Below are 23,110 nucleotides of genomic sequence, written 5' to 3' on the forward strand. Positions count from 1 at the left end.
CCGGCGGCGCGGCCGCGGGCGCTTCAAGGCGGTGCCGCTCACCATGAAGGCGGTCATCGGGGTGCTGGTGCTCGCGGCGCTGGCGGTGCTGGCCGACCGGTGCGCCGTGATGTACGTGGAGCGCAAGGCGGAGACCGCGCTCCAGAAGAAGCTCAAACTGGCCACCGCCCCCAACGTGACCATCCACGGCTTCCCGTTCGTCACCCAGGTGATGGACAAGAAGCTGAAGCAGGTCGACGTGGCGGTGCCCGACGTGGCGGCCGACCGCGTCTCGCTCGCCGAGGTGAACGTCCAGGCCCAGGACATCCGGCTGAACGCCGATCTGCCCACCTCCATCAAGGGCGCCGTGGTGGACCGTATGAAGGGCGACGTCCTGCTCGCCTTCGGGGACCTCGACCGGGAACTGGGCGCCTCCCAGGTGCGGTTCCAAGCGTTCGGCCCCAACTCGGTGCGCGCGGACGGCAAGCTGCCGGTGGCCGGGCAGAACGTGTCGCTGCACGCGATGGCCCACATACAGCGCCAGGGAGACCGGGGGATCTCCACCGAGGTGACGGGCATGCGGCTGGAGATACCCGGGATCGCCACCTACCGGCCGGGCAAGAACGCCGGGCTGCGGCTGCACCCCAAGGCGGCCAGGCAGATCAGCGATGACACCTCGAAGGTGCGGGCGCTACTGGAGGTGCCATCGGTGGCGGAGCGGCTGGGGATCGCTCCCGAACCGGCCGGGCGGGCGCGTCAGGACGACCAGCAGCTGAACAAGATCACCAAGTCGCCGAAGTTCGTGCCCTCGCTGACGAACATCAACCTCGTCGACGCGGCGAACCAGAACCCCGAGCTGATCAAGAAGCTCGGCATCGATCCGACGGTGGCGGCGGCGCTGACCAAGTACAAGCTGCCGGAGCTGTCGGAGAAGCTGTCGCTCTCCTTCCAGCTGCCGGAGAAGGCCAAGGGCATCAAGATCCAGAACATAGGTGTGGAGCCGGACGGGATCGTGGCCGACCTCACCGGTACGCAGATGGGCTTCGGAAAGCGGCCATAATCCTCCGTATGCTGCGGAGATGAGGATTCTCAAATAGCGCGGTGACCTCTCGAAGGGGCCGGTGGCAACCCGCCACCGGCCCCTTCTGCATGCCTGGGCGCCTGGACGCAGGCGGGTCCGCGGCGGTTCCAGGGATCGCCTGAGAAATCCGTCAGACGGCTCTGGGCAAACACACAGCCGAGTCCGAACTCACTCACGGATAGCCCTCCTAATGTTTTCCGTGTCGAAGCCGAACGGCCCAGACAAAAGAAAAAGAATCGCCGTCACAACGAGAGGAAAAACCTCATGAGCTTCAAGAAGATCGCCCCGGTCAAGCCCGCCCGCAAGCCCGCCCCGGGCAAGAAGAAGCACCCCAAGCCGGCTCCGAAGGCCCCGCAGCAGCGCCAGCCGCGTCGCCCCATCGGTGGCTGACCCACCCCCTGAAAGGCGGGCCCGTGGCAATCGCGCCACGGGCCCGCCTCGGCCGTTTCCGGACCCGGGAGACCCCAGTGACCACACCACCGCCCTCACCCTCGTACGACGACCAGGCCACCATGCAGCTGCGCCTGGTCGTGGCCGATCCCGCGACCGGCCGGGGCCGGCACCGGCGCCCCGGGCGGCCCCGCCCGTACGGCCGCCACCAGCGGGCGGTGCAGCCGCTGCCCGAGGAGTACGCGTACGTCCCCGTCACGGAGGACGGCGAGGAGGCGGAGCCGACCGCTCCGCAGCTTCCGGCGCGGCTGGCGTTCCGCCGGTTCTGGCCGCTGACCAAGGGCGACCGCCGCTGGATCGTGCTGATCTGCGTATGCGTCATCGCCGCGGCGCTCGCCGAGACCGCCGCGATCCTGCTCTTCTCCGACCTCACCGACAACGCCCTGCGGCAGGGGTCGCTCAGCGCGTTCTGGAGCCCCGCCGCGCAGTGGCTCGCGGTCGCCGTCCTCGGCGCGGGCGTCGGCTACGCCGGTAACTCGCTCGCCGTCTGGACCGCCGAGCGCTTCGTGATGCGGCTGCGGGCCCGGGTCTTCGGGCACGTCCAGGACCTGCCGCCGCACTTCTTCTCCCGCCACCGCCAGGGCGATCTGCTGGAGCGGCTCACCGGGGACATCGACGCCATCGAGCAGATGGTGGTGTCCGGCGTGGTGGGCACCGTATCGGCGATCTTCAGCACCGTCTTCTTCTCGGTCGCCGCCTTCACCCTGCGCTGGGACCTGGCGCTGGCCACCTTCGTCCTCGCGCCGCTGTTCTGGCTGGCCGCGCGGCGTTTCTCCGGCCGCATCAAGTCCGTCGCCCGGGAGGAGCGGGTCGCCGACGGCGCGATCACCTCGGTGGTCGAGGAGTCCCTCGCGAACGTCGTGCTCACCCAGGCGTACAACCGCAAGGGCGCCGAGGAGGACCGGCTGCGGCGGGAGGCCGGGGCGTGGATGCGGGCCTCGGTGTCCGGGGCGCGGATGAGCGAGCTGTACGAGCAGCTGGTGGAGGTCATCGAGACGCTGTGCGTGCTCGCCGTCATCGGACTCGGCGCCTGGGAGATCTCCCAGGACCGGATGACGATCGGCCAGCTGCTCGCCTTCGCCGCCTTCCTCGGCTACCTCTACCCGCCGATCCGCAACCTCGGACAGCTGGGCCTGACCCTCACCGCCGCGACCGCGGGCGCCGAACGGCTGCTGGAGATCCTCGACGCCGAACCCGCCGTACGCGATCCCGCGCCGGGGGCGGCCGTCCAGCCGTGGCGGGTGCACGGCACGGTCGAGTTCGACCGGGTCGGCTTCCGCTACCCGGGCGCCGAACGGCCCACCCTGGCCGGGGTCTCGCTGACCGCCCGGCCGGGTGAGTTCGTCCTGATCACGGGGGCGAGCGGGGCGGGCAAGTCCACCGTCTCCAAGCTGCTGCTGCGCTTCTACGACCCGGGCGAGGGCTACGTACGGCTCGACGGCGTCCCGCTGCACGCCCTGCCGCTCACCTTCCTGCGCGACCACGTAACCCTGCTGCCGCAGGAGACGCTGATCCTGCACGACACGATCCGCGAGAACATCGCGTGCGGACGTCCGGGCGCGACCGACCACGAGATCGTCCGGGCGGCGCAGGACGCGGCCGCCGACGACTTCATCCGCGCCCTGCCGCAGGGCTACGACACCCCCATCGACCCGCACACCGCCCAGCTCTCCGGCGGCCAGCTCCAGCGGATCGCCATCGCCCGGGCGATGCTGCGCAACGCCCCCGTCCTGGTCCTCGACGAGCCCACCACCGGACTCGACGCCCTGGCCGCCCGGCGCGTGGTCCGGCCGCTGCGGCGGCTGATGGCGGGCCGTACGACGATCATGATCACCCACGACCTCAACCTGGCCCCGGACGCCGACCGCATCCTGGTCCTCGACCACGGCCGCCTGGTGGAGACCGGCACCCACCACGAACTGCTCGCCCTGGGCGGCGCCTACGCCCGCCTCCACGGCTCCCAGAACGGCTCCCTGACGGACACCGGCCCCCACCCCACGGTCCAGCTCGGCCCGTCCTGAGAGCATCGGCCCCGGTGGATGTCACCCACGTCGGCGAGCCTTCCCCCGGCTACGGCCGGGGGGAGATCGCGGCCGCGTACGCCGCTTCCCCACGCCGCTCCGGGCGCGTCTGCGCCGGGGCCAGCCGCAGAAATGCGGGGGTGTCGCCGGTGAACATGACACGCCCGTCGCCGACGACCGTCACATGGTCGGCCTCTTCGGCGAGGTCGCTGATGTCGTGCGTCGACATCAGTACGCGTATCTCGCTCGTCGCCAGGCTGAGGATCAGGTCCCGGAACACACGCCGCTGCGTGGGGTCCATGCCGGCCGTCGGCTCGTCCAGGAGGAGAATCCGCGCACCATGGACGAGGGCGGAGGCGACACCGACGCGCCGCAGTTGGCCGCCGGAGAGATGCTTCGTCCGCACGTCGCCGCGTTCCCGCATCTGCACACGGTCCAGCGCCTCCGCGGCGGCCTCCCACGCCGCGCTCTTGCCCATTCCCTTGAGCCAGCCCGTGTAGGCGACCTGCTCGCGGGCGGTCAATCCGGTCATGGCGGTGATCGACTGCGGCATCCACGCCACATGGGCCAGGAACTGACGATCACGTGAAGTGAAGCGGCCCAGCCGTACCGTGCCACAGGCGGGCTGGTTCATGCCGCACGCGAGCTTGAGCATCGTGGACTTGCCCGCGCCGTTGGGGCCGAGCAGAAGCGTGAAGCCCTCCGGCACCGTGTACGAGAGGTCGTCGAGGATGCGGGGCTTCTTGCGTCCATAGGAGAACGACACATTGTCCAGTTGGACAGTGTGGACAGTCATGGCAGGACCTTTCACGTGGTGCGGGGACGCCGGCGGAGATGGACCGCCAGACCGCAGGCGAAGCACAGCATCGCTTCGGCAAGGGCGAGGGGGCTGGCTGCCCGGTGTTCGAGTACGGACCAGAAGTACGGCCGGTGGAAGGCGTCACGCCCCAGGAACAGAGCGATGAGCACCCACGCGACCGGAACACCGGCGGCCGCCTTGGGCAGCAGCGCGTTCACCGTCAGCATCAGGCCCGTCAGAAACGCCACGTTCCGGCCGACGGCACGTGCCGCGTCGTCACCCGCCAGCGTGCCGATGGCGAGTCCTGCCACCGCGCAGAGCGCGACCGTCGTGACGACGAGAGCGGCGTCATGCCGACGGACCGGTCGCAGGGAGAGCAGTTCGGCCGCTTCCAGCCGCTGAGTGAGGCAGTGGTGCAGCGGAGAGACCACGATGAGCGGAACGAACGTGAGGAAGCGGACTGTCCCGTTGCCGCCGGTCAGGGAGGGGAACGCCGCCGACCACTGGTAGGTGGCGGCGGTGACCACGAAGAACGCGGCAAGGCTGGGCGCCAGAACCGACGGGACGAGCCGGGCCTTCCACCAGAGAATCACGATGTACCCGTCCCGGAAGCGAGCCGGCATGCCTTCGCCCGCTCCGCGTCGTACCAGGCGGACTGTTCTTCCGGAGGAAGCTCACGCGCGGCGCGGGCGCGCTCTTTCACCTTGGCCAGAACCTCGTCCGCGTTCTCGATCTCGATGTACTGGCTCTTGCGCCAGGCGAGGAACGGACGCTGAGCGCCCGCCACGTACGCCGCCCATAACTTCGCCGCGTCGGCGTTGACGATGTAGTCCATGGTCTTCGCTTCCCCGAAGGACGAAGGAAGGCGACAAGGAAACTCGACAGCGGCGAGCACCACCGCATAGCGAACGTACGGCATGCCGCCACCGCCCTTCCCCGCCTGCTTCGTCAGCGGCAGCCACCACACCTTTTCCGTGGACGCCTTGCCCCGCTGGCCGAGTGCGTCGCGGACCCGTGCCGGCATGGAGACTTCCACGCCGGCGTTCCGGAGCGCGGCGGAGGAGGAGACCAACGCCCGGCGGACCTCGCCGATCCGGTTCGCGGCCCCACCGTCCCTCGCCATGCAGACACGCGGCTGCCGGCCGGCACAGGTTTCCGCGGCCGTGCCGTAACTGCTCGGGGTGCCCGTGAGCCAGTCGTTCGTCGTGGAGGCACAGAACGTCATCGCGAACGCGCACCCGGCGGCCATGGCGGTGCGCAGTGCGGTGCGTACGAGGGGAGGCCCGGAGCGCACCCACCACACGGCCACCACCCCCGCCACACTGCCCGCGAAGAGTACGGGGATCGCCAGGGCCTCCGGAGAAAGAACCTGCCCGTACCCCACTTCCTGGCCCTGTCCGAACACATAGCGCGGCCAGGCCGGATCGCTGTAGGTGACGGACCAGGCGACCAGGTACCACACGAGCGCCGTGAGCAGCGGGGCGGCGATGCTCCGCGGAGCCAAGGAACCGACCGCGAAGCCGATCACCGCGTAGGCGCAGACGATCAGAATGCCCGCCAGGACCGGCAGGACGGACGGGACCGTCGGTGCGACGCCGAATTCCGCCAGTGCGACCGCGGCCGGAACGACGAGGAGGAGCGAACCGACCACAACGACAGGAACCAGCACCTGCGCGGCGATGTGATAGCGCGAGCGGGCGGGAGCCAGCCCCCAGACGCCGTCCTGCTTGAGCCGCCCGCCCTCCCACGCGCCGAGACCGGCGGCAATGGCATAGGACAGCGAGTAGAAGAAGTCCACGGCCGCCGCCACGACGGAGGGGGCCCAGTACTGATCCGGGTCTCGTTTCAGATAGGTCAGCCCACCGTTGGGGGCGTGCAGTCCACGGATGTAGAAGAAGACGGTGATGCCGAGCCAGAGGGGCGCCGACCACAGGGCGCTGGAAGTCAGCAGGCGCGTGCGAAGTTTCACGGGGTAGTTGGGTCTTCCGGTACGAGGGAGGACCAGGGAGCACGCCGTGCTCCCTGGTCCGTAGGGAGTTGCGCAGATCGGCTAGTCGGCCTTGGTCGTGTCGACGAGGACCTTCTTCACGAAGAGCTTCATGTACGGGTTCGTGCCGGAACCATCGATCTTGGTGATCGAGAAGTAACGGTCGCCCCCATTGCTGTGGCTCCACTCACCGTTGCTCGTGGACCCCGAACTCTCGAAGCACTGGGTGTACTTCTTCTCACCGAGCGCCGGGTCGGGACCGAACTCGTCGACGAACAGTTCAACGTGGGTGGATTTCCCGTCGCTGCTGGGGCTGCCGGTGGTTGCCACGCATCCGGTGAACCGGATCTGCGTGTAGTCGTCGTCGGACCAGCGGCGAGACTCGAAGCCGGGCAGGACACCCGAGAGACTGCTTTCGAAGTTCTGGACCTGGATGTCGGCCGCGGTCGGGTCGGAGATGGGTATCTGGGTCGGGGCCGGGTCACCTCCATCGGTGGTCGTGGCGGCGGTGGCCGTCGTGCTACCGACGAGGCCGGCGGCGACGATGACCGGCGTAACGATGGCCATGCGGGCGCGTGTCGACAGGATGCGCACGGATTCTCTCCCGTTGTGGGCACTCCGAGATGCCCGCACATCAAAACTTGTGCGGACATAAGGAGTTTGGGGCTGACTGGTCGACATGAATCGTTTCATAGAATGTTCATGACCAACGTGACGGAAGCCACACTTCCTCCTCAATTTCTCCTCAAGTGCTTCACGTTCGGCCACACGGCCAGGTGGAGGCCACCACGCCAGTAGCCGGCGGGGCGGAGAGGAAGAGTGGCGGGGCGGGAGCCGTCGCGGGATTGTCGGTCGTTCGGCCGTCTGTGCCGCCCGCCGCACTTCCCTACGGTCGACAGGGCTGGTCGACCCAGCTCGAACACAGGGGGAAGCACGTTCATGAGCACCATACGGATCAACCTGCTCGGCGCGTTCGAGGCAGTGGCGGACGACGGACGGCCGCTCGTGCCGACGGGCAAGCAGCGCACGTTGCTGGCGGCTCTCGCCGTGCGCTGCGGGCGGCCGGTCTCCACCGACGTCCTCATCGACACGCTGTGGGACGGGGACCCGCCGCCGTCCGCGCGCACCACGCTGCGCGGCACCGTGCGGCGGCTGCGCCGCACCCTCGGGGACACCGGCGCCAATGAGGCGTACGCGGTGCGGTCGATGCCGAACGGCTATCGGCTCGCCCTCGACGCCGACGCCGTCGACCTGCACCTCTTCCGGCGGCTGCGGGCCGAGGCCGCGGGCGCCCGGGACACCGGGCGGGAGCCGGAACTGCTGCGGCGGGCCCTCGGGCTGTGGCGCGGCGAGGCGCTGTGCGACGTCGAGTCGGACGCCCTGCGCGGCGACCTGACGGCCGCCGTCGAGGAGGAACGCGTCCAGACGACACAGCGGCTGATGGAGCTGGAGACCCACGCCGGGCGGTACGAGCGGGTCATCACCGCGGCACGGCGGCTGATCGCGGAACACCCCTATGCGCGATGTTCTGCTGAGCCTTGCGGAAGATGCTTCCGGGCACCCGTGGGCGGTCGGCCTGAGGCGACGGGGGACGCCTCAGGCCGAAGCCCGGGCCGGGCCCTCACAGATCCTCGACGGCCACCAGCCCGTCCTGGATGGCCCGCGCCACCAGACCTGCTTTCGTCCGCGCCGGGCGCCCCGCGTTCGCGTACTTGATCCGCACCCGGTCCAGATAGGTGTTGACCGTGCGCACCTTGATGTTCAGCCGCTGCGCCACCAGTTCCTTGGACTCCGACTGGAACCACTCGATCAGCACGTCCTCCTCGCGCAGGGACAGTCGGGGTCTGTCGCTGCGCGCGTTCGTTCCCAGCGCGCCCGCCAGCGCGGGCGGGGTGTACGGATGCTGCCGGGCGGCGGCGAGGGTCGCGGCCACCAGGTGGCGGCTGCCCTCGGTCTTCGTCAGATAGGTCGCGGCGCCCAGATCCAGGCAGGTCAGGGCCGTCTGCTCCTCGTCGCGCATCGTGTACACGACCACCTGGCGCCCGGCGTCCACGAGTTGCCGCAGCTCGCCGAAGGCGGGCCCGGCGTCGCTCAGCTGAAGGTCGAACACGACGACGTCGGCGCCGTCGCCCGGCGGTGTCCACGCGGCGGCGGCGGTCTCGCCCGCCGCGATCACCTCGATCGGCTGGTCCGAGGACGCGTACCACGCCTCGACGCCCGCGAGGATCGCCGGATGATCGTCTATCAGCGCCACGCTGACGGTCTCGGTCGGCATCGTCACCCCATGTTCGCTCGGCTCCCCCTGTCCCCAGGAGACTGACCGTCCCCAGGAGACCGCACTGTCCCCAGGAGACTGCACTACCCGGCGGCCGGGGCCGGTTCCCACACCGCCTCCACCCACACCCTCTCTCCATCCGCGGTACGCGACACCGCCACCGGCGGCGTCTCCTTCACGGCCACGCCGTCCGGCTCCGCCGTCGCGTCACCCACGACGCTCACCCGTACCCGCGATCCGGTACGCACCACCGTCACCCGCGCCTCCGCCGGGCCCGCCGCCAGCACCGCCGCCACCGGGTCCGCCAGCTTCCGGCGGATGTCCCGCGGCACGTCCCGGCGCGCGCCGCGCACCGCCAGACCCACCGTCACGCCCGCCCGCTCCGCCACGTCGATACAGGCGCGCAGCTCGTGCACCAGCCGGTCCGGCACCTCGTCCGCCTCCGCGAACAGCCTCCGCATCCGGGCCGCCTCCAGCGCGCACCGGTGCCTGACCTGCCCGTCCCGCGGATCCAGCGAACCGTGTGCCAGCCCCGCCAGCAGGGGCACGGTGGTGCGCAGCAGCGCCGCGTAGCGCTTCTCGTGGTCGAGGTGCATCTGCTCGGCGATCGCCTCGCGCGTCCGCAACTCCTCCTCCCGGGCCGCCGCCGAACCCGCCGTCTCCGCCGACCGGCGCAGCAGCCGGGCCAGGACGCCCACCGTGAACTGGAAGCCGCAGACCGACAGCGCGAACATCCCCATCGTCGCCAGCCGGGCCACATCCGGCATGCCGGTGAGGGCCACCGGGATCGCGGTCAGCACGACCTGCGCCCCCAGGAACACCCCGATCGCGGTCACCGACAGCCCGAACAGCAGATACAGCCCGTGCCAGCCCACCAGCCCGAACGCCCAGTCCCCCTCGCGCAACCGCTGGTCGGCCCCGACCGTGACGGCACACAGCGCGGAAGCCCCCAGCACCAGCCCGACCCCGCACCACCGCGGCCACCCCGAGACGTCCCGCCCCGAGGCCAGCAGCCCGGCGGTGCACACCGCGACCGCGACCAGCACCCCGTACGCGACGACCGGCGCCGAGGGCGGGTGATAGCTGCCCAGATGGGCGAGGAACTGCGGCAGGCACAGCCCGAGCTGCACGGTCAGCGCGACGATCAGCAACGCCCACCGCACCCCCCGCACCAGCCGCCCATGGATCTCCCGGAACGCGATGCGCCCCTCCGGGCCGGGCTCGGCCGGGACCTCCGCCCGCGGCGGACCGGGCTCGGGAGCGTCCGTCGCCGTCGGAGTGGTCGGCCATTCCCAGCGGACGCGGGTCCCCTCACCCGGGCGGGAGTCGACCGTGCCATGGCCGCCGATCGCTTCCATCCGGCCCACCACCGAGCCGGATATCCCCCGCCGCTGCACCGAGACCACAGCGGGGATGAAGCCGCGGCCGTGGTCGGTGAGTTCGACGGTGACCGTGCCCGAGGCGTCCCGGCCCGCCCGCAGTTCGGCCTCGTCCACCTCCGCATGCCGCGCCACGTTGTCCAGGGCCGCGCCGACGCCGTGCAGGATGGCCAGCGCCGCCCCCGCGGGCATCATCAGCGGGCCGTCGATCCGGGCCGACACCCGGACGGCCCGCGCCGCGTCCGGTTCCGCGGCGCCCCTGGCCACCTCGCCCAGCAGTTCCGCGAGGTCGACGCGGCCCGCCTCGTGACCGGGCACGGCGGACAGCGCCTCCAGGTCGCCGTGGGCCCGGCGCGGGAGCCAGGACCAGTCGCGGGTGTCCCCGAGGGAGACCATCAGCAGCGTGGCGCTGGCCGTGTCGTGCAGCGTGGCGAGGTAGGCGCGTCCGGCGGCGCGGCGGGCGGCGGCGACCGACGCCTCCCGGCGTCCCGCCGCCTCGCGCTCGGTCGCCCGGTCCGCCTCCCTGGCCTTGGCGCGGACGATGAGGTACGAGACGCGGGCGAGCGCGCACTCGGCCGTCTGCCGGGCCGCCACCCAGAAGGGCGACGGCCCCGGGGCGGGCGCGGCCAGGCCGTACCCGACGCCGTAGGTGGCGAGGGTCAGCACGGCCAGGCCGAGGCCGATGGCGGGCCGGGTCGCCCACTCGTACTGGAAGGTGATGACGGCGATCCCCAGGATGACCATCACCCAGATGTTCACGCCCTGCGGTCCCATGAGGGGCTGTCCGAGCCCCGGTACCGCCACGGCCGTCGCGTCGAGCCCCATCCGTACCCCGGCCGGGAGCCGCCGCAGCCCCCACCACCGCACGGCGCAGGCGGCGACGGTGACCACGACCAGCAGCACCGTCACCGGTACCCGCCCGGGCGGGACCGTGAAGATCCCGAACACCCCGCACAGGGAGATCACCGTGGCCCGGACCCCGACGCCGTACCGCTCGGCGGCGAGGTCCACCTCCCGCTCACCGGCCCCCGTTCCCACAGCCGAAGCGCCTTCCGTAGACGTCACATACGTACGCGCGGACGGCCGACCCTAATGCGTCCGCAGCACATAGCCGACGCCCCGCACCGTGTGCACCACGCGCGGCTCGCCCCCGGCCTCCGTCTTGCGGCGCAGGTACATCACGTACACGTCCAGCGTGTTGGACGACGGCTCGAAGTCGAAGCCCCAGACGTCGCGGAGGATCGCGGCGCGGCTGAGGACCTGGCGGGGGCGCGATAAGAACAGCTTCAGCAGGGCGAATTCGGTCTTGGTGAGGTCGAGGGCGCGGCCGGAGCGGGTGACCTGGCGGGTGAGGGTGTCCAGGGTCATGTCCGCGAAGGCCAGCCGTGCGCCCGGCTCCGGGCGCGCCGGGGCCTGCCAGGGGGAGGGCGCGCGGACGGGCGGCGCGGCGGGGACGGTCCGGCCGCGGCGCAGCAGCGCGCGGACGCGGGCCAGCAGTTCCTCCGACGCGTACGGCTTGACCAGGTAGTCGTCGGCGCCGTTGTCGAGGCCGACGATGCGGTCGCCCACGGAGTCCCGGCCGGTGACCATCATGATCGGCACCGTGCGGCCGGAGGCCCGGAGCCTGCGGGCCACGGCCAGCCCGTCCAGGCCGGGCAGCATCACCTCGAGCAGCACCAGGTCGGGCGGCTCCTCCTCGATGCGGCGCAGCGCCGCCACGCCGTCCCCGGCCGTGTCGACCTCGTAGCCCTCGAACCGCAGGGCTCTGCCGATGGCTTCGCGCACCGAAGGCTCGTCGTCCACGACCAGGATCCGGGAAGTCTCGTGCATGGGCCCAACCTGGTGCCCGAGGCTGTGTGTCCGCTGAGTCCGGCGTGTCCGGGGGCTGAGAAGGTCAGGGGTCCAGTTCGGGCGGGGCGACGGGTGCGCCGGGGAGGCGGATCCAGGCGACGGTGCCGCCGCCCGGCGCGGGCCGCAGCCCCACCTGGCCGCCGCAACTCTGGACGGTACGGGCCACGATGGACAGCCCGAGCCCGGAGCCGGGCATGCTGCGGGCGGACGGCGAACGCCAGAACCGCTCGAAGACGTGCGGGAGGTCATCGTCGGGAATGCCGGGACCACGGTCCCGCACCGTCAGCTCCCCCCTTCTGAGGGCGACATCGACGACACCACCCGAAGGGCTGAACTTCACGGCGTTGTCGAGCAGATTGACCAGCGCCCGTTCCAGGGCGGCCGGTTCGCCGCGTACGTACCAGGGCTCGATCGCGGCGGCGAGGGTGAGGCCGGTGCCCCGCAGCCGGGCCCGCTCCAGGGCGGCGCCCGCGATCTCGTGCAGCGCGACCACCTGGAGCGGCCCGCTGCCGGGCAGCGCGTCCGGCCGGGACAGCTCCTGGAGGTCGCCGATGAGCGCCGCCAGTTCGGTCATCTGCGCCTTGACGCTGCTCATGAGCGCCTTGCGGTCCTCCGGAGGCAGGGCCCGGCCGGTCTCGTCGCTGCGGGCGAGCAGTTCGACGTTGGTGCGGAGCGAGGTGAGCGGGGTGCGCAGCTCGTGCCCCGCGTCGGCGATCAGCTGCTGCTGGCGGTCGCGGGAGGAGGCGAGGGCGGCGGTCATGGCGTTGAACGACCGGGACAGCCGGGCGATCTCGTCGTCGCCCTCGGCGGGGATGCGGACGGCCAGGTCCTCGGTGCGCGCCACGTGCTCGACGGCGTGGGTCAGCCGGTCCACCGGCTTCAGCCCGGTCCGGGCGATCCACAGCCCGGCCGCCCCGGCGCCGACGACGCCGATCCCGGCGACGAGGGCGAGGACGAGCGCGAGCGTGTTCAGCGGGTCCTGCACCTCGCTGAGCGGGCGCGCCATGGAGACGGCGATACCGCGCGGCAGCGGGCTGTCGGGGCCGCCGGACGGCCGGTAGGTGAAGACGCGCATGTCGCGGCCGTCGTCGGCGGTCGCGTCGTGCAGCGCGGTCGGCCGCTGCCCGGTGGCGACCGCCACGTCGTCGGCGCTCACCGGCAGCTCCGCCGCCCCGGGCTGGGGGCAGCGGTTGCCGTCGGGCAGCACGATCTGCACGGAGTACGAGCCGAGGGCGCGCGGGGTGTGGCCGTCGTCCCCGTCGGGGTTCTGGCACGCGTCCAGGATGCTCACCACATTGCGCTCGTCGACCTTGACGGTGCGCAGCGACGAGTCGAGCTGTGCGCTGAGCTGCTCGCGCACGATCAGCCAGCACGCGAACGCCGACACCGCGACCGCCACCGCCACCGCCACCGCGGTCAGCAGGGCCAGCCGCGAGCGCAGCGGGAGTCCGCGAAGCCTCACGACGGTTCGCCCTCCGCCGGCCGCAGGACGTACCCCACGCCGCGCACCGTGTGGACGAGCCGCGGCTCACCGGCCGCCTCCGTCTTGCGGCGCAGATACATCACGTACACGTCCAGCGAGTTGGACGACGGCTCGAACTCGAAGCCCCACACGGCCTTCAGGATCTGCTCGCGGGTGAGGACCTGGCGCGGATGCGCGAGGAACATCTCCAGCAGGGTGAACTCGGTGCGGGTCAGCTCGACGCGCCGCCCGCCCCGGGTGACCTCGCGGGTCGTCAGGTCCATCCGCAGGTCGCCGAAGGACATCGTGTCGTCGTCGGCGAACGGCGCGCCCGCCGCGGCCGCGTACGAGCTGCGGCGCAGCAGGGCGCGGATGCGGGCCAGCAGCTCGTCCAGCTCGAAGGGCTTGACGAGGTAGTCGTCCGCACCCGCGTCGAGACCGGTGACCCGGTCGCCGACCGTGTCGCGCGCGGTGAGCATCAAGACGGGCACGGTCACCCCGGTGGCGCGCAGCCGCCGGGCGGCGGTGAGCCCGTCCATGCGGGGCATCAGCACGTCGAGCACGATCAGCTCCGGGTCATAGGTACCGGCCTTCTCCAGGGCGTCCAGTCCGTCGACGGCGGTCTCGGTCGCGTAGCCCTCGAAGGCGAGGCTGCGCTGGAGCGCCTCGCGGACGGCCGGCTCGTCGTCGACGATCAGGATGCGGGCGGGCTGATCGCCGTGGTCGACGGGGCTCATGGATCGGTTCCTCACAGGTGGGCGGGGGCGGGGGCGGGCGCTGTGCTGTCAGCCTCGCACGCCGTCCTCTGCCGTGGCGGCTCAGCTGCGGCTCAGCTGTTGCTGCTGCTACCGCTGCCGCCGTCGCGCAGGGCGGAGAGGTCGGACTTGACGGTGTTCACCGGGATCGAGAAGCCCAGGCCGATGCTGCCCGCGCTGCTGCTCTGGCCGGAGGCCGGGGCGTACATCGCGGAGTTGATCCCGATGATCTGGCCCCGCATGTTGATCAGCGCGCCGCCGGAGTTGCCGGGGTTGAGCGAGGCGTCGGTCTGGATGGCCTTGTACGTGGTCGTCGACTGGCCGACGTCGCCGTTGTACTGACCGCCGCCGAACTCGAACGGCCACTGGCCGCCGCCGCCCTGCTGGCCCCGGTCCTGGTCCTGGCCCTGGTCCTCGTCCGTGGAGACGGTGACGTCGCGGTCGAGCGCGGAGACGATGCCGCTGGTCACGGTGCCGGTCAGCCCCTCGGGCGAGCCGATGGCCACGACCTGGTCGCCGACCTTGACCTGGCTGGAGTCGCCCAGGGCCGCGGCCTTGAGGCCGCTCGCGCCGCGCACCTTGATCAGGGCCAGGTCCTTGCCGCTGTCGGTGCCGACGACCGAGGCGCTCTTCGTGCTGCCGTCGCTGAACGTCACCTTGATCGATTGGGCGTCGGAGATGACGTGGTTGTTGGTGATGATCTCGCCGCCGCTGGTGATGATCACGCCGGAGCCGGTGGACTCGCCCCCGGCGGACGTCGCGCTGATCTCCACGATGCTGGGGCTCACGGCCGCCGCCACGGCGGACACACCGCTGCCGCTGCTGGAGTTGGCGTTGACGACCGGGGCCGACACCGTCGTGTCCCCGTTGTCCGCGGCCTGGCTGACGAAGGTCGCCGTACCGCCGCCCACCAGCGCCGAGACCACCGCCACTGCGGCGATCAGCCCGGCCGACCGGGAGAGCCGCCGCTTGCGGCGGCCACCGCCGTGGTGCGGTATCGCCGTGGTGTCCGCGCCGCCGCCCCCAGTACCGCCAGTGCCGTCGGTGCCGCCGCCCGGCCACACGGTGACCCCGGAGGGGGTGGTCACCGGCGTCTGCGGCTCATGGGTGGGCGGCGGCGGGTAGGCCGCCGCGCCGCCGTACGCGTAGGGATAGGGCTCTTCGTCGCCGCTACGGCGCTGGCTTGTCGTCATGTCCAAGACTCTGCGGCGCAAGTATGAGAGCCACCTGAGGACCCGCTGAGAACCAGGGCAGAAGTCGGTATGCCCGACATAAGGGCCCCGGCGCCAGGCGCTACGAGCAGCCGCAGGAGCGCCGTACGACCAGCGCGGACGGGAACTGCCGCACCCGCTCCCGGCGCGAGACCGCGAGCCGCGGGGTGTCGTCCAGCACCAGATCGACCGCGGCGCGCGCCATCGCGGGCCGGTCGGAGCCGACCGTGGTCAGCGGCGGATCGGTCAGACCCGCCTCCTTGACGTCGTCGAAGCCCGCGACCGCCAGCTCGCCGGGGACGTCGATGCGCAGCTCGCGCGCGGCCCGCAGCACCCCGAACGCCTGGTCGTCGGTGGCGCAGAAGATGGCCGGGGGCCGGTCGGGACCGGCCAGCAGACCGAGGGCGACCTGGTAGGCGTCGTACCGGTTGTACGGGGCCTGGAACAGCCGCCCCTCCGTGGACCGCCCGGCCTCCTGCATCGCCCGGCGCCACCCCTCGACGTGGTCGGTCACCGGGTCGCCGACGGTCGGGGTTATCTCGGTGCCGCCGAGGCAGGCCACATAGGGGTGGCCGTGCTCCAGCAGATGGCGCACCGCGAGCTGGGCGCCGCCGGTGTCGTCCAGCACCACGGCCACGTCGTCGATCGCCTCGGGCCGCTCGTGCAGCAGCACCACCCGGGCGTCCCAGGCTTCGATCTCGGCGGCCGCGTTCTCGCTGGGGCCCTGGCTGATGAGGATCAGCCCGGACACCCGCATCCCCAGGAAGGCGCGCAGATAGTGCACCTCGCGCTCGTCCAGGTAGTCGGAGTTGCCGACCAGCACCATCTTGCCGCGCTCGGCGGCGGCCTGTTCGACCGCGTGCGCCATCTCGGCGAAGAACGGCTGGCGGGCGTCCGGAACGATCAGCCCTATGAGGTCGGTTCGCCGGCTCGCCATCGCCTGGGCAACCCGGTCGGGCCGGTAGCCCAGCTCCTTGATCGCGGCGAGAACCCGCTCGCGCGTGGCCGGGGCGACCGGCCGGGGTCCGTTATTGATGACGTAACTGACGACCGCGGTCGAGGTTCCCGCCAGTCTTGCCACATCATCACGCGTCACCTTGGCCACGCGCGAAGTCTACGCGGGTCCAGCTAGGTATTGACCGGTCGTGCAGGTGCCGCTTCCGCGGCGGACCGCGCACCTCCGCCGGAGGAGCCGGACGGGCCGGAACCCGACGGTCCGGGGTCGGCGTCCCGGGCCGCCTTCCGCGCCCGGGCCTCCTCGGCGGCCCGCTCGGCCCGCTCGACCTTCTCCGGGGTGACGAAGCGGTAGCCGACGTTACGGACGGTCCCGATCAGCGACTCGTGCTCCGGGCCCAGCTTGGCCCGCAGCCGCCGTACGTGGACGTCCACGGTGCGGGTGCCGCCGAAGTAGTCGTAGCCCCAGACCTCCTGGAGCAGCTGCGCCCGGGTGAAGACCCGCCCCGGGTGCTGGGCGAGGTACTTCAGCAGCTCGAACTCCTTGAAGGTGAGGTCGAGCACCCGCCCCTTGAGCTTGGCGCTGTAGGTGGCCTCGTCCACCGACAGATCGCCGTTGCGGATCTCCATCGGGCTGTCGTCGGTGGTGATCTGCTGGCGGCCCATGGCCAGCCGCAGCCGGGCCTCGACCTCGGCCGGGCCCGCGGTGTCCAGCAGCACGTCGTCGATGCCCCAGTCGGCGGTGACGGCGGCGAGCCCGCCCTCGGTCACCACCAGCACCAGCGGACAGCCGGGGCCGGTCGACCGCAGCAGCTGACACAGGCTGCGCACCTGCGGCAGATCGCGGCGGCCGTCGATAAGGATGACGTCGGCACCTGGGGTGTCCACCAGGGCCGGGCCCTCCGCGGGGGCGACCCGCACGCTGTGCAGCAGCAGGCCGAGGGCGGGGAGCACCTCCGTCGAGGGCTGGAGTGCGTTGGTCAGCAGCAGGAGGGAACTCATCGTCCACCACCTGCCCCGGCCGTGATCGTGATCTTGTACACGCTTCGCTCGCCCATTGCCTCGGTTTCCTCCTCGGTCCCTTGCGAGAGGGGGCACCTCCCGGGCTCCGCCCGGGGGAGATCTGCGGCTACTGCTTCGTACGGTCTGCTCGCGCCCCGGGTGCATACGCGCGTGTCAGCGCTCAAACGCGCGCGGTGCCCCTGAAAGCACAAAAGGACCCGGGGGCGACATTGCCCGGATCCTTCACAGCAGAATAACCCACATGACACCCGGTGGAGAGGCTGAATCTGCTCGACGTTCCCCGATCCCGGCTGCCGCGGGCGTCCGGAGAGCCACGCTGCTCACCGAGGACGGGGTCCCGATCGAGACCCGTTACGAGCCTTCCCTGGCAGGCGGCGGACTATCCACGGGGGCACCTGTGATCGTCGTCGCGCACGGTTTCACCGGCGCCCTGGAGCGGCCCGCGCTGCGCCGGGTGGCGTCGGCCTTCACGCAGCGTACGGCCGTGATCACGTTCTCGTTCCGGGGCCACGGCCGGTCCGGCGGGCGGTCCACCGTCGGGGACCGGGAGGTCTTCGACCTGGCGGCCGCGGTGGACTGGGCCCGGGCCCTGGGCCACCGTCGGGTGATCACCGTCGGCTTCTCGATGGGCGGCTCGGTGGTGCTCCGCCATGCGGCGCTGTCCGCACGGAACAAGCCAGACCAGGAGGAGGAACACGAGGAGCGCGAGGGGCGCACGGGGGCGCACACCGCGGGAGCGGACGCGGTCGTCGCGGTGAGCGCCCCCGCCCGCTGGTACTACCGGGGGACGGCCCCGATGCGCCGCGTCCACTGGGCGATCACCCGGCCGACCGGTCGGCTGGTCTCCCGTTACGGGCTGCGGACCCGCATCGACGCCCGCGGCTGGAACCCGGAACCGCTGCCGCCGGTGGCGGCGGTCCCCCTGATCGCGCCGACGCCGCTGCTGATCGTGCACGGCGACCGGGACCCGTACTTCCCGCTGGACCATCCGCGGATGCTGATGGCGGCGGCGGACCGGGCGTCCACGGAGCTGTGGATCGAGCCGGGCTTCGGCCACGCGGAGACGGCGGCCCCGGCGGAGCTGCTGGACCGGGTCGCGGGCTGGGCCCTGGCCCGGGCCTGAGGACCCGGTCCGGGGGCGTCACTCCGGCTCGGCCACCGGCTCCGCGAACTGGGCCGCGTACAGCCGGGCGTACGCACCCCCGGCCGCCACCAGCGCATCGTGGCTGCCCTGCTCCACGATGCGGCCCGACTCCATCACCAGGATCACGTCCGCGTCGCGGATCGTGGACAGCCGGTGGGCGATCACGAAGCTGGTGCGGCCGGTCCGCAGCGAGGCCATCGCGTGCTGGATGAGGACCTCGGTGCGGGTGTCGACGGAGCTGGTCGCTTCGTCCAGCACCAGGATCGACGGCCCGGAGAGGAACGCGCGGGCGATGGTGATCAGCTGCTTCTCGCCGACGGATACGTTGGAGCCCTCCTCGTCGATCACCGTGTCGTAGCCGTCCGGCAGGGTGCGCACGAAGCGGTCCACATGGGTGGCCTTCGCCGCCTCCACGATCGTCTCGTGGGAGGCGCCCTCCGAGCCGTACGCGATGTTCTCCGCGATCGTGCCGCCGAACAGCCAGGTGTCCTGGAGCACCATGCCGATGTGGGAGCGCAGCTCCTCGCGCGGCATGGTGGCGGCGTCGACGCCGTCGAGCGTGATGCGGCCGCCGCTGACCTCGTAGAACCGCATCAGCAGATTGACCAGGGTGGTCTTCCCCGCGCCGGTCGGGCCGACGATGGCCACGGTCTGGCCGGGGCTGACCGACAGCGAGAGCCGCTCGATGAGGGGCGTATCGGGCTGGTAGCGGAAGGAGACGTCCTCGAACTCGACCTGGCCGAGCACGGTCCGCGGCCCCACCGGACCCTCCGGGTCCGGGGTCTGCTCCTCCGCGTCCAGCAGCTCGAAGACCCGCTCGGCGGAGGCGACGCCCGACTGGACCATGTTGGCCATGGACGCCACCTGGGTGAGCGGCTGGCTGAACTGCCGGGAGTACTGGACGAACGCCTGGACGTCGCCGATCGACAGCGCCCCGCTCGCCACCCGCAGCCCGCCGACCACGGCGACCAGGACGTAGTTGAGGTTGCCGATGAACGTCATCGCGGGCTGGATGAGCCCGGAGATGAACTGGGCGCGGAAGCCCGCCTCGTACAGCTTCTCGTTCTGCGCGCGGAAGACCTCGGCGGACTCCCGCTCCCGTCCGAAGACCTTCACCAGGGCGTGGCCGGTGTACATCTCCTCGATATGGGCGTTGAGCCGCCCCGTGGTCTTCCACTGCTGGACGAACTGGGGCTGCGCCCGCTTGCCGACCCGCGTCGCGACCAGCACCGACACCGGGACGGTGACCAGCGCCACCAGCGCCAGCAGCGGCGAGATCCAGAACATCATGGCCAGCACGCCGACGAGGGTCAGAACTGAGGCCATGATCTGGCTGAGGGTCTGCTGGAGCGTCTGCTGGATGTTGTCGATGTCGTTGGTGGCCCGCGACAGCACCTCGCCGCGCGACTGCTTGTCGAAGTACGACAGCGGCAGCCGCGCCAGCTTCCGTTCGACGTCCTCGCGCATCCGGAAGACCGCGCGCTGGACGACGTTGGTGGCCACCCGCGCCTGGATCAGATTGAGGAGCGAGGCCACGACGTACAGGCCCAGCGCCCACAGCAGGACGGTGCCGACGGCCCCGAAGTCGATGCCCTGGCCGGGCGTCACGTTCATCGAGGCGACCATGTCGGCCACGGTGCCCTGACCGCCGTCGCGCAGGTACTGGACGGCCTCGGCCTTGGTGGCGCCCTCCGGGAGCTGCCGTCCGACGATGCCCGCGAAGATCAGGTCGGTGGCGTGGCCGAGCACCTTGGGGCCCAGCACCGTCAGCGTGATGCTGACCGTGCACAGGGCGAGCACGGCGAAGGCGATGCCGCGCTCGGGGCGCAGGGCGCCCAGCAGACGGCGGCCGGAGCCGCGGAAGTCCATGGACCGCTCGACGGGCTGGCCGCCCATGAAGCGGCCGGGTCCGGCGGCGGGCGCGGGGCCCCTGCGGGGTGCCGGAGAACTCGTGGATGACTGGCTCATACGGCTTCCTGCTCGGTGAGCTGGGAGAGCACGATCTCCCGGTACGTCTGGTTGCCGGCCATCAGCTCGCCGTGGGTGCCGCTGCCGACGACGCGCCCCTCGTCGAGGACCACGATCCGGTCGGCGCCGCGGATGGTGGACACCCGCTGGGCGACGATGACGACGGTCGCGTTCCCCGTCTCGTCCGCCAGCGCCGCCCGCAGCCGGGCGTCGGTGGCGTAGTCGAGCGCCGAGAAGGAGTCGTCGAAGAGGTAGACGGACGGTCTCAGCACCAGGGCGCGGGCGATCGCCAGCCGCTGCCGCTGCCCGCCGGAGACATTGGAGCCGCCCTGGGCGATGGGCGCCTCCAGGCCGCCCTCCATGGCCTCGACGAAGTCCCGCGCCTGCGCGGTCTCCAGGGCCTGCCACAGCTCCTCGTCGCTCGCGTCCGGCTTTCCGTAGCGCAGGTTGGAGGCGACGGTGCCGGAGAAGAGGTACGGCTTCTGCGGTACGAGGCCGATGGACCGGGTCATCACCGCGGGGTCGAGGTCGCGCACGTCCACGCCGTCGAGGCGGACGCTGCCGTCGGTCGCGTCGAACAGCCGGGGCACCAGCCCGAGGAGGGTGGACTTGCCGCTGCCGGTGGAGCCGATGACGGCGGTGGTCCGGCCGGGCTGGGCGGTCAGCGAGACGTCGCGCAGCACGGGCTCCTCGGCGCCCGGGTAGCGGAACTCCACGCCCCGCAGCTCCAGCAGCCCGCGTCCGCCGTCGGCGGACGCGGCGGGCGCGACCGGGACCAGCGGCGGGACGACGCTGGTCCCGGTGTCCAGCACCTCCTGGACGCGCTCGGCGCACACCTCGGCGCGCGGCACCATCATGAACATGAAGGTGGCCATCATCACCGACGTCAGGATCTGCATGAGATAGCTGATGAAGGCGGTCAGCGCGCCGATCTGCATCCCGCCGCTGTCGATGCGGTGCCCGCCCGCCCACACCACGGCGACGCTGGACAGGTTCACCACCAGCATCACGGTGGGGAACATCAGCGACATCAGCCGCCCGGCCCGCAGCGACACGTCCATCAGCGCGGTGTTCGCGCCGGTGAACCGGTTCCGCTCATGGCCGTCGCGGACGAAGGCCCGGATCACCCGGATGCCGGTGATCTGCTCGCGCAGCACCCGGTTGACGGTGTCGATGCGCTCCTGGACGTCCCGGAACAGCGGGCGCATCCGGCGGACGATGAGGGTGACGGTGATGCCCAGCACCGGCACGATCAGCAGCAGCAGCCCGGACAGCGGCACGTCCTGATTGAGCGCCATGGCGATGCCGCCGACGCACATGATGGGCGCCGACACCATCAGCGTGAACGACATCAGGCACAGCATCTGCACCTGTTGCACGTCGTTGGTGGTGCGGGTGATCAGCGAGGGCGCCCCGAACCGGCCCATCTCGCGGGCAGAGAAGGACTGCACCCGGTCGAAGACGTCGGCGCGGATGTCCCGGCCGAGCGCCATGGCGGTGCGCGCGCCGAAGTAGACGGCGCCGATGGCGCACACGATCTGCACCAGGGTGACGGCGACCATCTGGCCGCCGACGACGAGGATGTAGCCGGTGTCGCCCTTGACGACCCCGTCGTCGATGATGTCGGCGTTGAGGGTGGGCAGATAGAGGGTGGCCAGTGTCTGCACGAGCTGCAATAGCACGATCACGTTGATCGTTCGGGTGTAGGGCCGCAGATACGCCCGTATGAGTCGGACCAGCACAGAGAAACCCTAAGCGAGCAGGCCGGGAAACGGCCCCGAATTTCCCGGGAGCGTGCTGCGTCCGCGGGCCCGTTCCGCACCCGTCATCATGGAGGACGGCAGAAGACGGGAGAGGGACACGCGATGGCGCTGAAGAACATGCCCGCCGGAACCATCCGGTACTGGGCCGCGGCCCGGGCGGCGGCAGGCACCTCCGAGGAGCCGTACACGGCGGTGACGCTGGCCGACGCGCTCGACGCGGCCCGCGAGCGGCACGCCCTGCGACCGGAGTTCGCCCGGGTCCTGCTGCGCTGTTCGTTCCTGGTCGACGGCGCGCCCGTCGGCACCCGTGATCACAAGACGGTCCAACTGGCCGAGGGCGGCACGGTCGAGGTGCTTCCGCCGTTCGCAGGAGGGTGACGTACGACGTCATGAGCAACCAGCCGCATCAGCCACACGATCCGCACGCGCCGTACGAGCCGCCTGGGCCGTACGGGTCGTACCCGCCGCCGTACGAGGGACAGCAGCAGCAACAGCCGCCCGCCGACCCTTACGGCGCGTACGCCCAGGGTGAGCCGTCCGGGTACGGCTATCCGCAGCAGCAGGCGTACGGACAGCAGCCACAGCACCAGCAGTACCAGCAGCCGTACCAGCAGCCGCAGGGCGATCCCTACGCGGCGGCGCACCAGCAGCAGCAGTACGCCGCGGGCTGGGACCAGCAGCAGCACTACGCGCAGCAGCAACACCAGCAGCACCAGTACCAGCAGGCCATGCAGGCGCAGCAGGCCGCTCAGGCACAGCACGCACAGCACGCACAGCACGCACAGCAGGCCGCTCAGGCGCAGCGCCAGGCGCACCCCGGATCGCACCCCGGGCAGCCCGCCGCGCCCGAACCGGCCCGCCCCGGGCCCGCCGCGCCGCAGCCCGCGCAGCCGGGGCCCGCCCAGCCGGAGCCCGCCCGGCCGATGACCGCCGCCGAGAAGGCCCGCGCCGAGGGCCGCCCCCAGATCGTCGACCCCGGGCTCCAGCCCGCCGCCCTCACGGCCGCGC

20 protein-coding genes and 1 pseudogene are annotated in these 23,110 nt (G+C 71.6%); 7 read left to right on the top strand and 14 right to left on the bottom strand.

The window, feature by feature from the left end; genetic code table 11:
• The 3 genes from SSOG_RS20120 to SSOG_RS20125 form a co-directional block, all read left to right on the top strand.
• Positions 1-1,039, top strand: a 1,039-nt coding sequence (locus SSOG_RS20120; protein WP_063631580.1) for an LmeA family phospholipid-binding protein, incomplete at its 5' end; no start/stop codon positions are given.
• Between the two features lie 285 nt (positions 1,040-1,324).
• The gene (locus SSOG_RS57495; protein WP_281048109.1) at positions 1,325-1,450 is read left to right on the top strand and encodes a hypothetical protein; all 126 of its coding nucleotides are present in this window, start codon (positions 1,325-1,327) and stop codon (positions 1,448-1,450) included.
• 122 nt (positions 1,451-1,572) lie between these two features.
• Positions 1,573-3,531, top strand: a complete 1,959-nt coding sequence (locus SSOG_RS20125) for an ABC transporter ATP-binding protein (RefSeq protein WP_106516640.1) — start codon at positions 1,573-1,575, stop codon at positions 3,529-3,531.
• Positions 3,532-3,580: 49 nt separating this feature from the next.
• On the opposite strand, the gene SSOG_RS20130 is transcribed toward SSOG_RS20125, so the two are convergent.
• The 4 genes from SSOG_RS20130 to SSOG_RS46810 all read right to left on the bottom strand — a co-directional run bounded on the left by SSOG_RS20130 (position 3,581) and on the right by SSOG_RS46810 (position 6,998).
• The gene (locus SSOG_RS20130) at positions 3,581-4,327 is read right to left on the bottom strand and encodes an ABC transporter ATP-binding protein (protein ID WP_009716089.1); all 747 of its coding nucleotides are present in this window, start codon (positions 4,325-4,327) and stop codon (positions 3,581-3,583) included.
• Between the two features lie 11 nt (positions 4,328-4,338).
• On the bottom strand, positions 4,339-4,923 hold the full coding sequence (locus SSOG_RS20135) for a hypothetical protein (protein WP_106516641.1): 585 nt from the start codon (positions 4,921-4,923) through the stop codon (positions 4,339-4,341).
• Entirely contained in the window at positions 4,920-6,299 is a 1,380-nt protein-coding gene (locus SSOG_RS20140) for a hypothetical protein (protein ID WP_009716091.1), read from the bottom strand. The genes SSOG_RS20135 and SSOG_RS20140 overlap by 4 nt, the downstream gene beginning before the upstream one ends.
• 81 nt (positions 6,300-6,380) lie before the next feature.
• Positions 6,381-6,998 carry a hypothetical protein gene (locus SSOG_RS46810; RefSeq protein ID WP_167542497.1) on the bottom strand — a complete coding sequence of 206 codons (618 nt, stop codon included), beginning with the start codon at positions 6,996-6,998 and terminating at the stop codon, positions 6,381-6,383.
• 258 nt (positions 6,999-7,256) lie between these two features.
• Between SSOG_RS46810 and SSOG_RS20150 the strand changes: the two genes are divergently transcribed.
• Positions 7,257-8,033: an AfsR/SARP family transcriptional regulator gene (locus tag SSOG_RS20150; protein WP_039938149.1), complete on the top strand. Its 777-nt coding sequence runs from the start codon at positions 7,257-7,259 to the stop codon at positions 8,031-8,033.
• Here the strand turns inward: SSOG_RS20150 and SSOG_RS20155 are convergent.
• From SSOG_RS20155 to SSOG_RS20190, 8 genes are all read right to left on the bottom strand, one after another.
• Positions 7,939-8,592 carry a DNA-binding response regulator gene (locus SSOG_RS20155; RefSeq protein WP_208867364.1) on the bottom strand — a complete coding sequence of 218 codons (654 nt, stop codon included), beginning with the start codon at positions 8,590-8,592 and terminating at the stop codon, positions 7,939-7,941. The two genes, SSOG_RS20150 and SSOG_RS20155, sit on opposite strands and share 95 nt — an antisense overlap.
• A gap of 83 nt (positions 8,593-8,675) precedes the next feature.
• On the bottom strand, positions 8,676-11,009 hold the full coding sequence (locus SSOG_RS20160; RefSeq protein ID WP_245606335.1) for a sensor histidine kinase: 2,334 nt from the start codon (positions 11,007-11,009) through the stop codon (positions 8,676-8,678).
• Between the two features lie 51 nt (positions 11,010-11,060).
• Positions 11,061-11,801: a response regulator transcription factor gene (locus tag SSOG_RS20165; RefSeq protein ID WP_009716096.1), complete on the bottom strand. Its 741-nt coding sequence runs from the start codon at positions 11,799-11,801 to the stop codon at positions 11,061-11,063.
• 64 nt (positions 11,802-11,865) lie between these two features.
• Positions 11,866-13,284, bottom strand: coding sequence for a sensor histidine kinase (locus SSOG_RS20170; RefSeq protein ID WP_009716097.1), 1,419 nt, complete (start codon positions 13,282-13,284; stop codon positions 11,866-11,868).
• The gene (locus tag SSOG_RS20175) at positions 13,281-14,021 is read right to left on the bottom strand and encodes a response regulator transcription factor (RefSeq protein ID WP_009716098.1); all 741 of its coding nucleotides are present in this window, start codon (positions 14,019-14,021) and stop codon (positions 13,281-13,283) included. Before SSOG_RS20175 ends, SSOG_RS20170 begins: the two co-directional genes overlap by 4 nt.
• 92 nt (positions 14,022-14,113) lie before the next feature.
• The gene (locus SSOG_RS20180; RefSeq protein WP_009716099.1) at positions 14,114-15,232 is read right to left on the bottom strand and encodes a S1C family serine protease; all 1,119 of its coding nucleotides are present in this window, start codon (positions 15,230-15,232) and stop codon (positions 14,114-14,116) included.
• Between the two features lie 100 nt (positions 15,233-15,332).
• The gene (locus tag SSOG_RS20185) at positions 15,333-16,355 is read right to left on the bottom strand and encodes a LacI family DNA-binding transcriptional regulator (protein WP_009716100.1); all 1,023 of its coding nucleotides are present in this window, start codon (positions 16,353-16,355) and stop codon (positions 15,333-15,335) included.
• A gap of 23 nt (positions 16,356-16,378) precedes the next feature.
• On the bottom strand, positions 16,379-17,206 hold the full coding sequence (locus SSOG_RS20190) for a response regulator transcription factor (protein ID WP_009716101.1): 828 nt from the start codon (positions 17,204-17,206) through the stop codon (positions 16,379-16,381).
• A gap of 262 nt (positions 17,207-17,468) precedes the next feature.
• Here SSOG_RS20190 and SSOG_RS20195 point away from each other — a divergent pair, with 262 nt between their 5' ends.
• A complete protein-coding gene (locus tag SSOG_RS20195; protein ID WP_009716102.1) occupies positions 17,469-18,350 on the top strand; it encodes an alpha/beta hydrolase in 882 nt (293 codons plus the stop codon).
• An 18-nt stretch (positions 18,351-18,368) separates the two neighbouring features.
• Here SSOG_RS20195 and SSOG_RS20200 read toward each other — a convergent pair whose 3' ends face one another.
• On the bottom strand, positions 18,369-20,267 hold the full coding sequence (locus tag SSOG_RS20200) for an ABC transporter ATP-binding protein (protein WP_009716103.1): 1,899 nt from the start codon (positions 20,265-20,267) through the stop codon (positions 18,369-18,371).
• A gap of 68 nt (positions 20,268-20,335) precedes the next feature.
• Positions 20,336-22,081, bottom strand: a complete 1,746-nt coding sequence (locus SSOG_RS20205) for an ABC transporter ATP-binding protein (protein WP_009716104.1) — start codon at positions 22,079-22,081, stop codon at positions 20,336-20,338.
• Between the two features lie 123 nt (positions 22,082-22,204).
• Here SSOG_RS20205 and SSOG_RS20210 point away from each other — a divergent pair, with 123 nt between their 5' ends.
• Complete coding sequence (locus SSOG_RS20210; protein WP_009716105.1) at positions 22,205-22,480, top strand: MoaD/ThiS family protein; 276 nt, start codon at positions 22,205-22,207, stop codon at positions 22,478-22,480.
• 11 nt (positions 22,481-22,491) lie between these two features.
• Positions 22,492-23,110: pseudogene (locus SSOG_RS53730) on the top strand (hypothetical protein); the annotation flags it as partial.

Origin of the sequence: Streptomyces himastatinicus ATCC 53653, assembly GCF_000158915.1 — a bacterium.
GTDB classification, from domain to species: domain Bacteria; phylum Actinomycetota; class Actinomycetes; order Streptomycetales; family Streptomycetaceae; genus Streptomyces; species Streptomyces himastatinicus.

Excerpts from the sequence above, each read along its gene's own strand:
- SSOG_RS20175 (WP_009716098.1), bottom strand. The coding sequence starts at position 14,021 with ATGAGCCCCGTCGACCACGGCGATCAGCCCGCCCGCATCCTGATCGTC.
- SSOG_RS20155 (WP_208867364.1), bottom strand. The coding sequence starts at position 8,592 with ATGCCGACCGAGACCGTCAGCGTGGCGCTGATAGACGATCATCCGGCG.
- SSOG_RS46810 (WP_167542497.1), bottom strand. The coding sequence starts at position 6,998 with ATGTCGACCAGTCAGCCCCAAACTCCTTATGTCCGCACAAGTTTTGAT.
- SSOG_RS20200 (WP_009716103.1), bottom strand. The coding sequence starts at position 20,267 with ATGGGCGGCCAGCCCGTCGAGCGGTCCATGGACTTCCGCGGCTCCGGC.
- SSOG_RS20180 (WP_009716099.1), bottom strand. The coding sequence starts at position 15,232 with ATGACGACAAGCCAGCGCCGTAGCGGCGACGAAGAGCCCTATCCCTAC.
- SSOG_RS20150 (WP_039938149.1), top strand. The coding sequence starts at position 7,257 with ATGAGCACCATACGGATCAACCTGCTCGGCGCGTTCGAGGCAGTGGCG.
- SSOG_RS20190 (WP_009716101.1), bottom strand. The coding sequence starts at position 17,206 with ATGAGTTCCCTCCTGCTGCTGACCAACGCACTCCAGCCCTCGACGGAG.
- SSOG_RS20130 (WP_009716089.1), bottom strand. The coding sequence starts at position 4,327 with ATGACTGTCCACACTGTCCAACTGGACAATGTGTCGTTCTCCTATGGA.
- SSOG_RS57495 (WP_281048109.1), top strand. The coding sequence starts at position 1,325 with ATGAGCTTCAAGAAGATCGCCCCGGTCAAGCCCGCCCGCAAGCCCGCC.
- SSOG_RS20210 (WP_009716105.1), top strand. The coding sequence starts at position 22,205 with ATGGCGCTGAAGAACATGCCCGCCGGAACCATCCGGTACTGGGCCGCG.
- SSOG_RS20195 (WP_009716102.1), top strand. The coding sequence starts at position 17,469 with ATGACACCCGGTGGAGAGGCTGAATCTGCTCGACGTTCCCCGATCCCG.
- SSOG_RS20125 (WP_106516640.1), top strand. The coding sequence starts at position 1,573 with ATGCAGCTGCGCCTGGTCGTGGCCGATCCCGCGACCGGCCGGGGCCGG.
- SSOG_RS20165 (WP_009716096.1), bottom strand. The coding sequence starts at position 11,801 with ATGCACGAGACTTCCCGGATCCTGGTCGTGGACGACGAGCCTTCGGTG.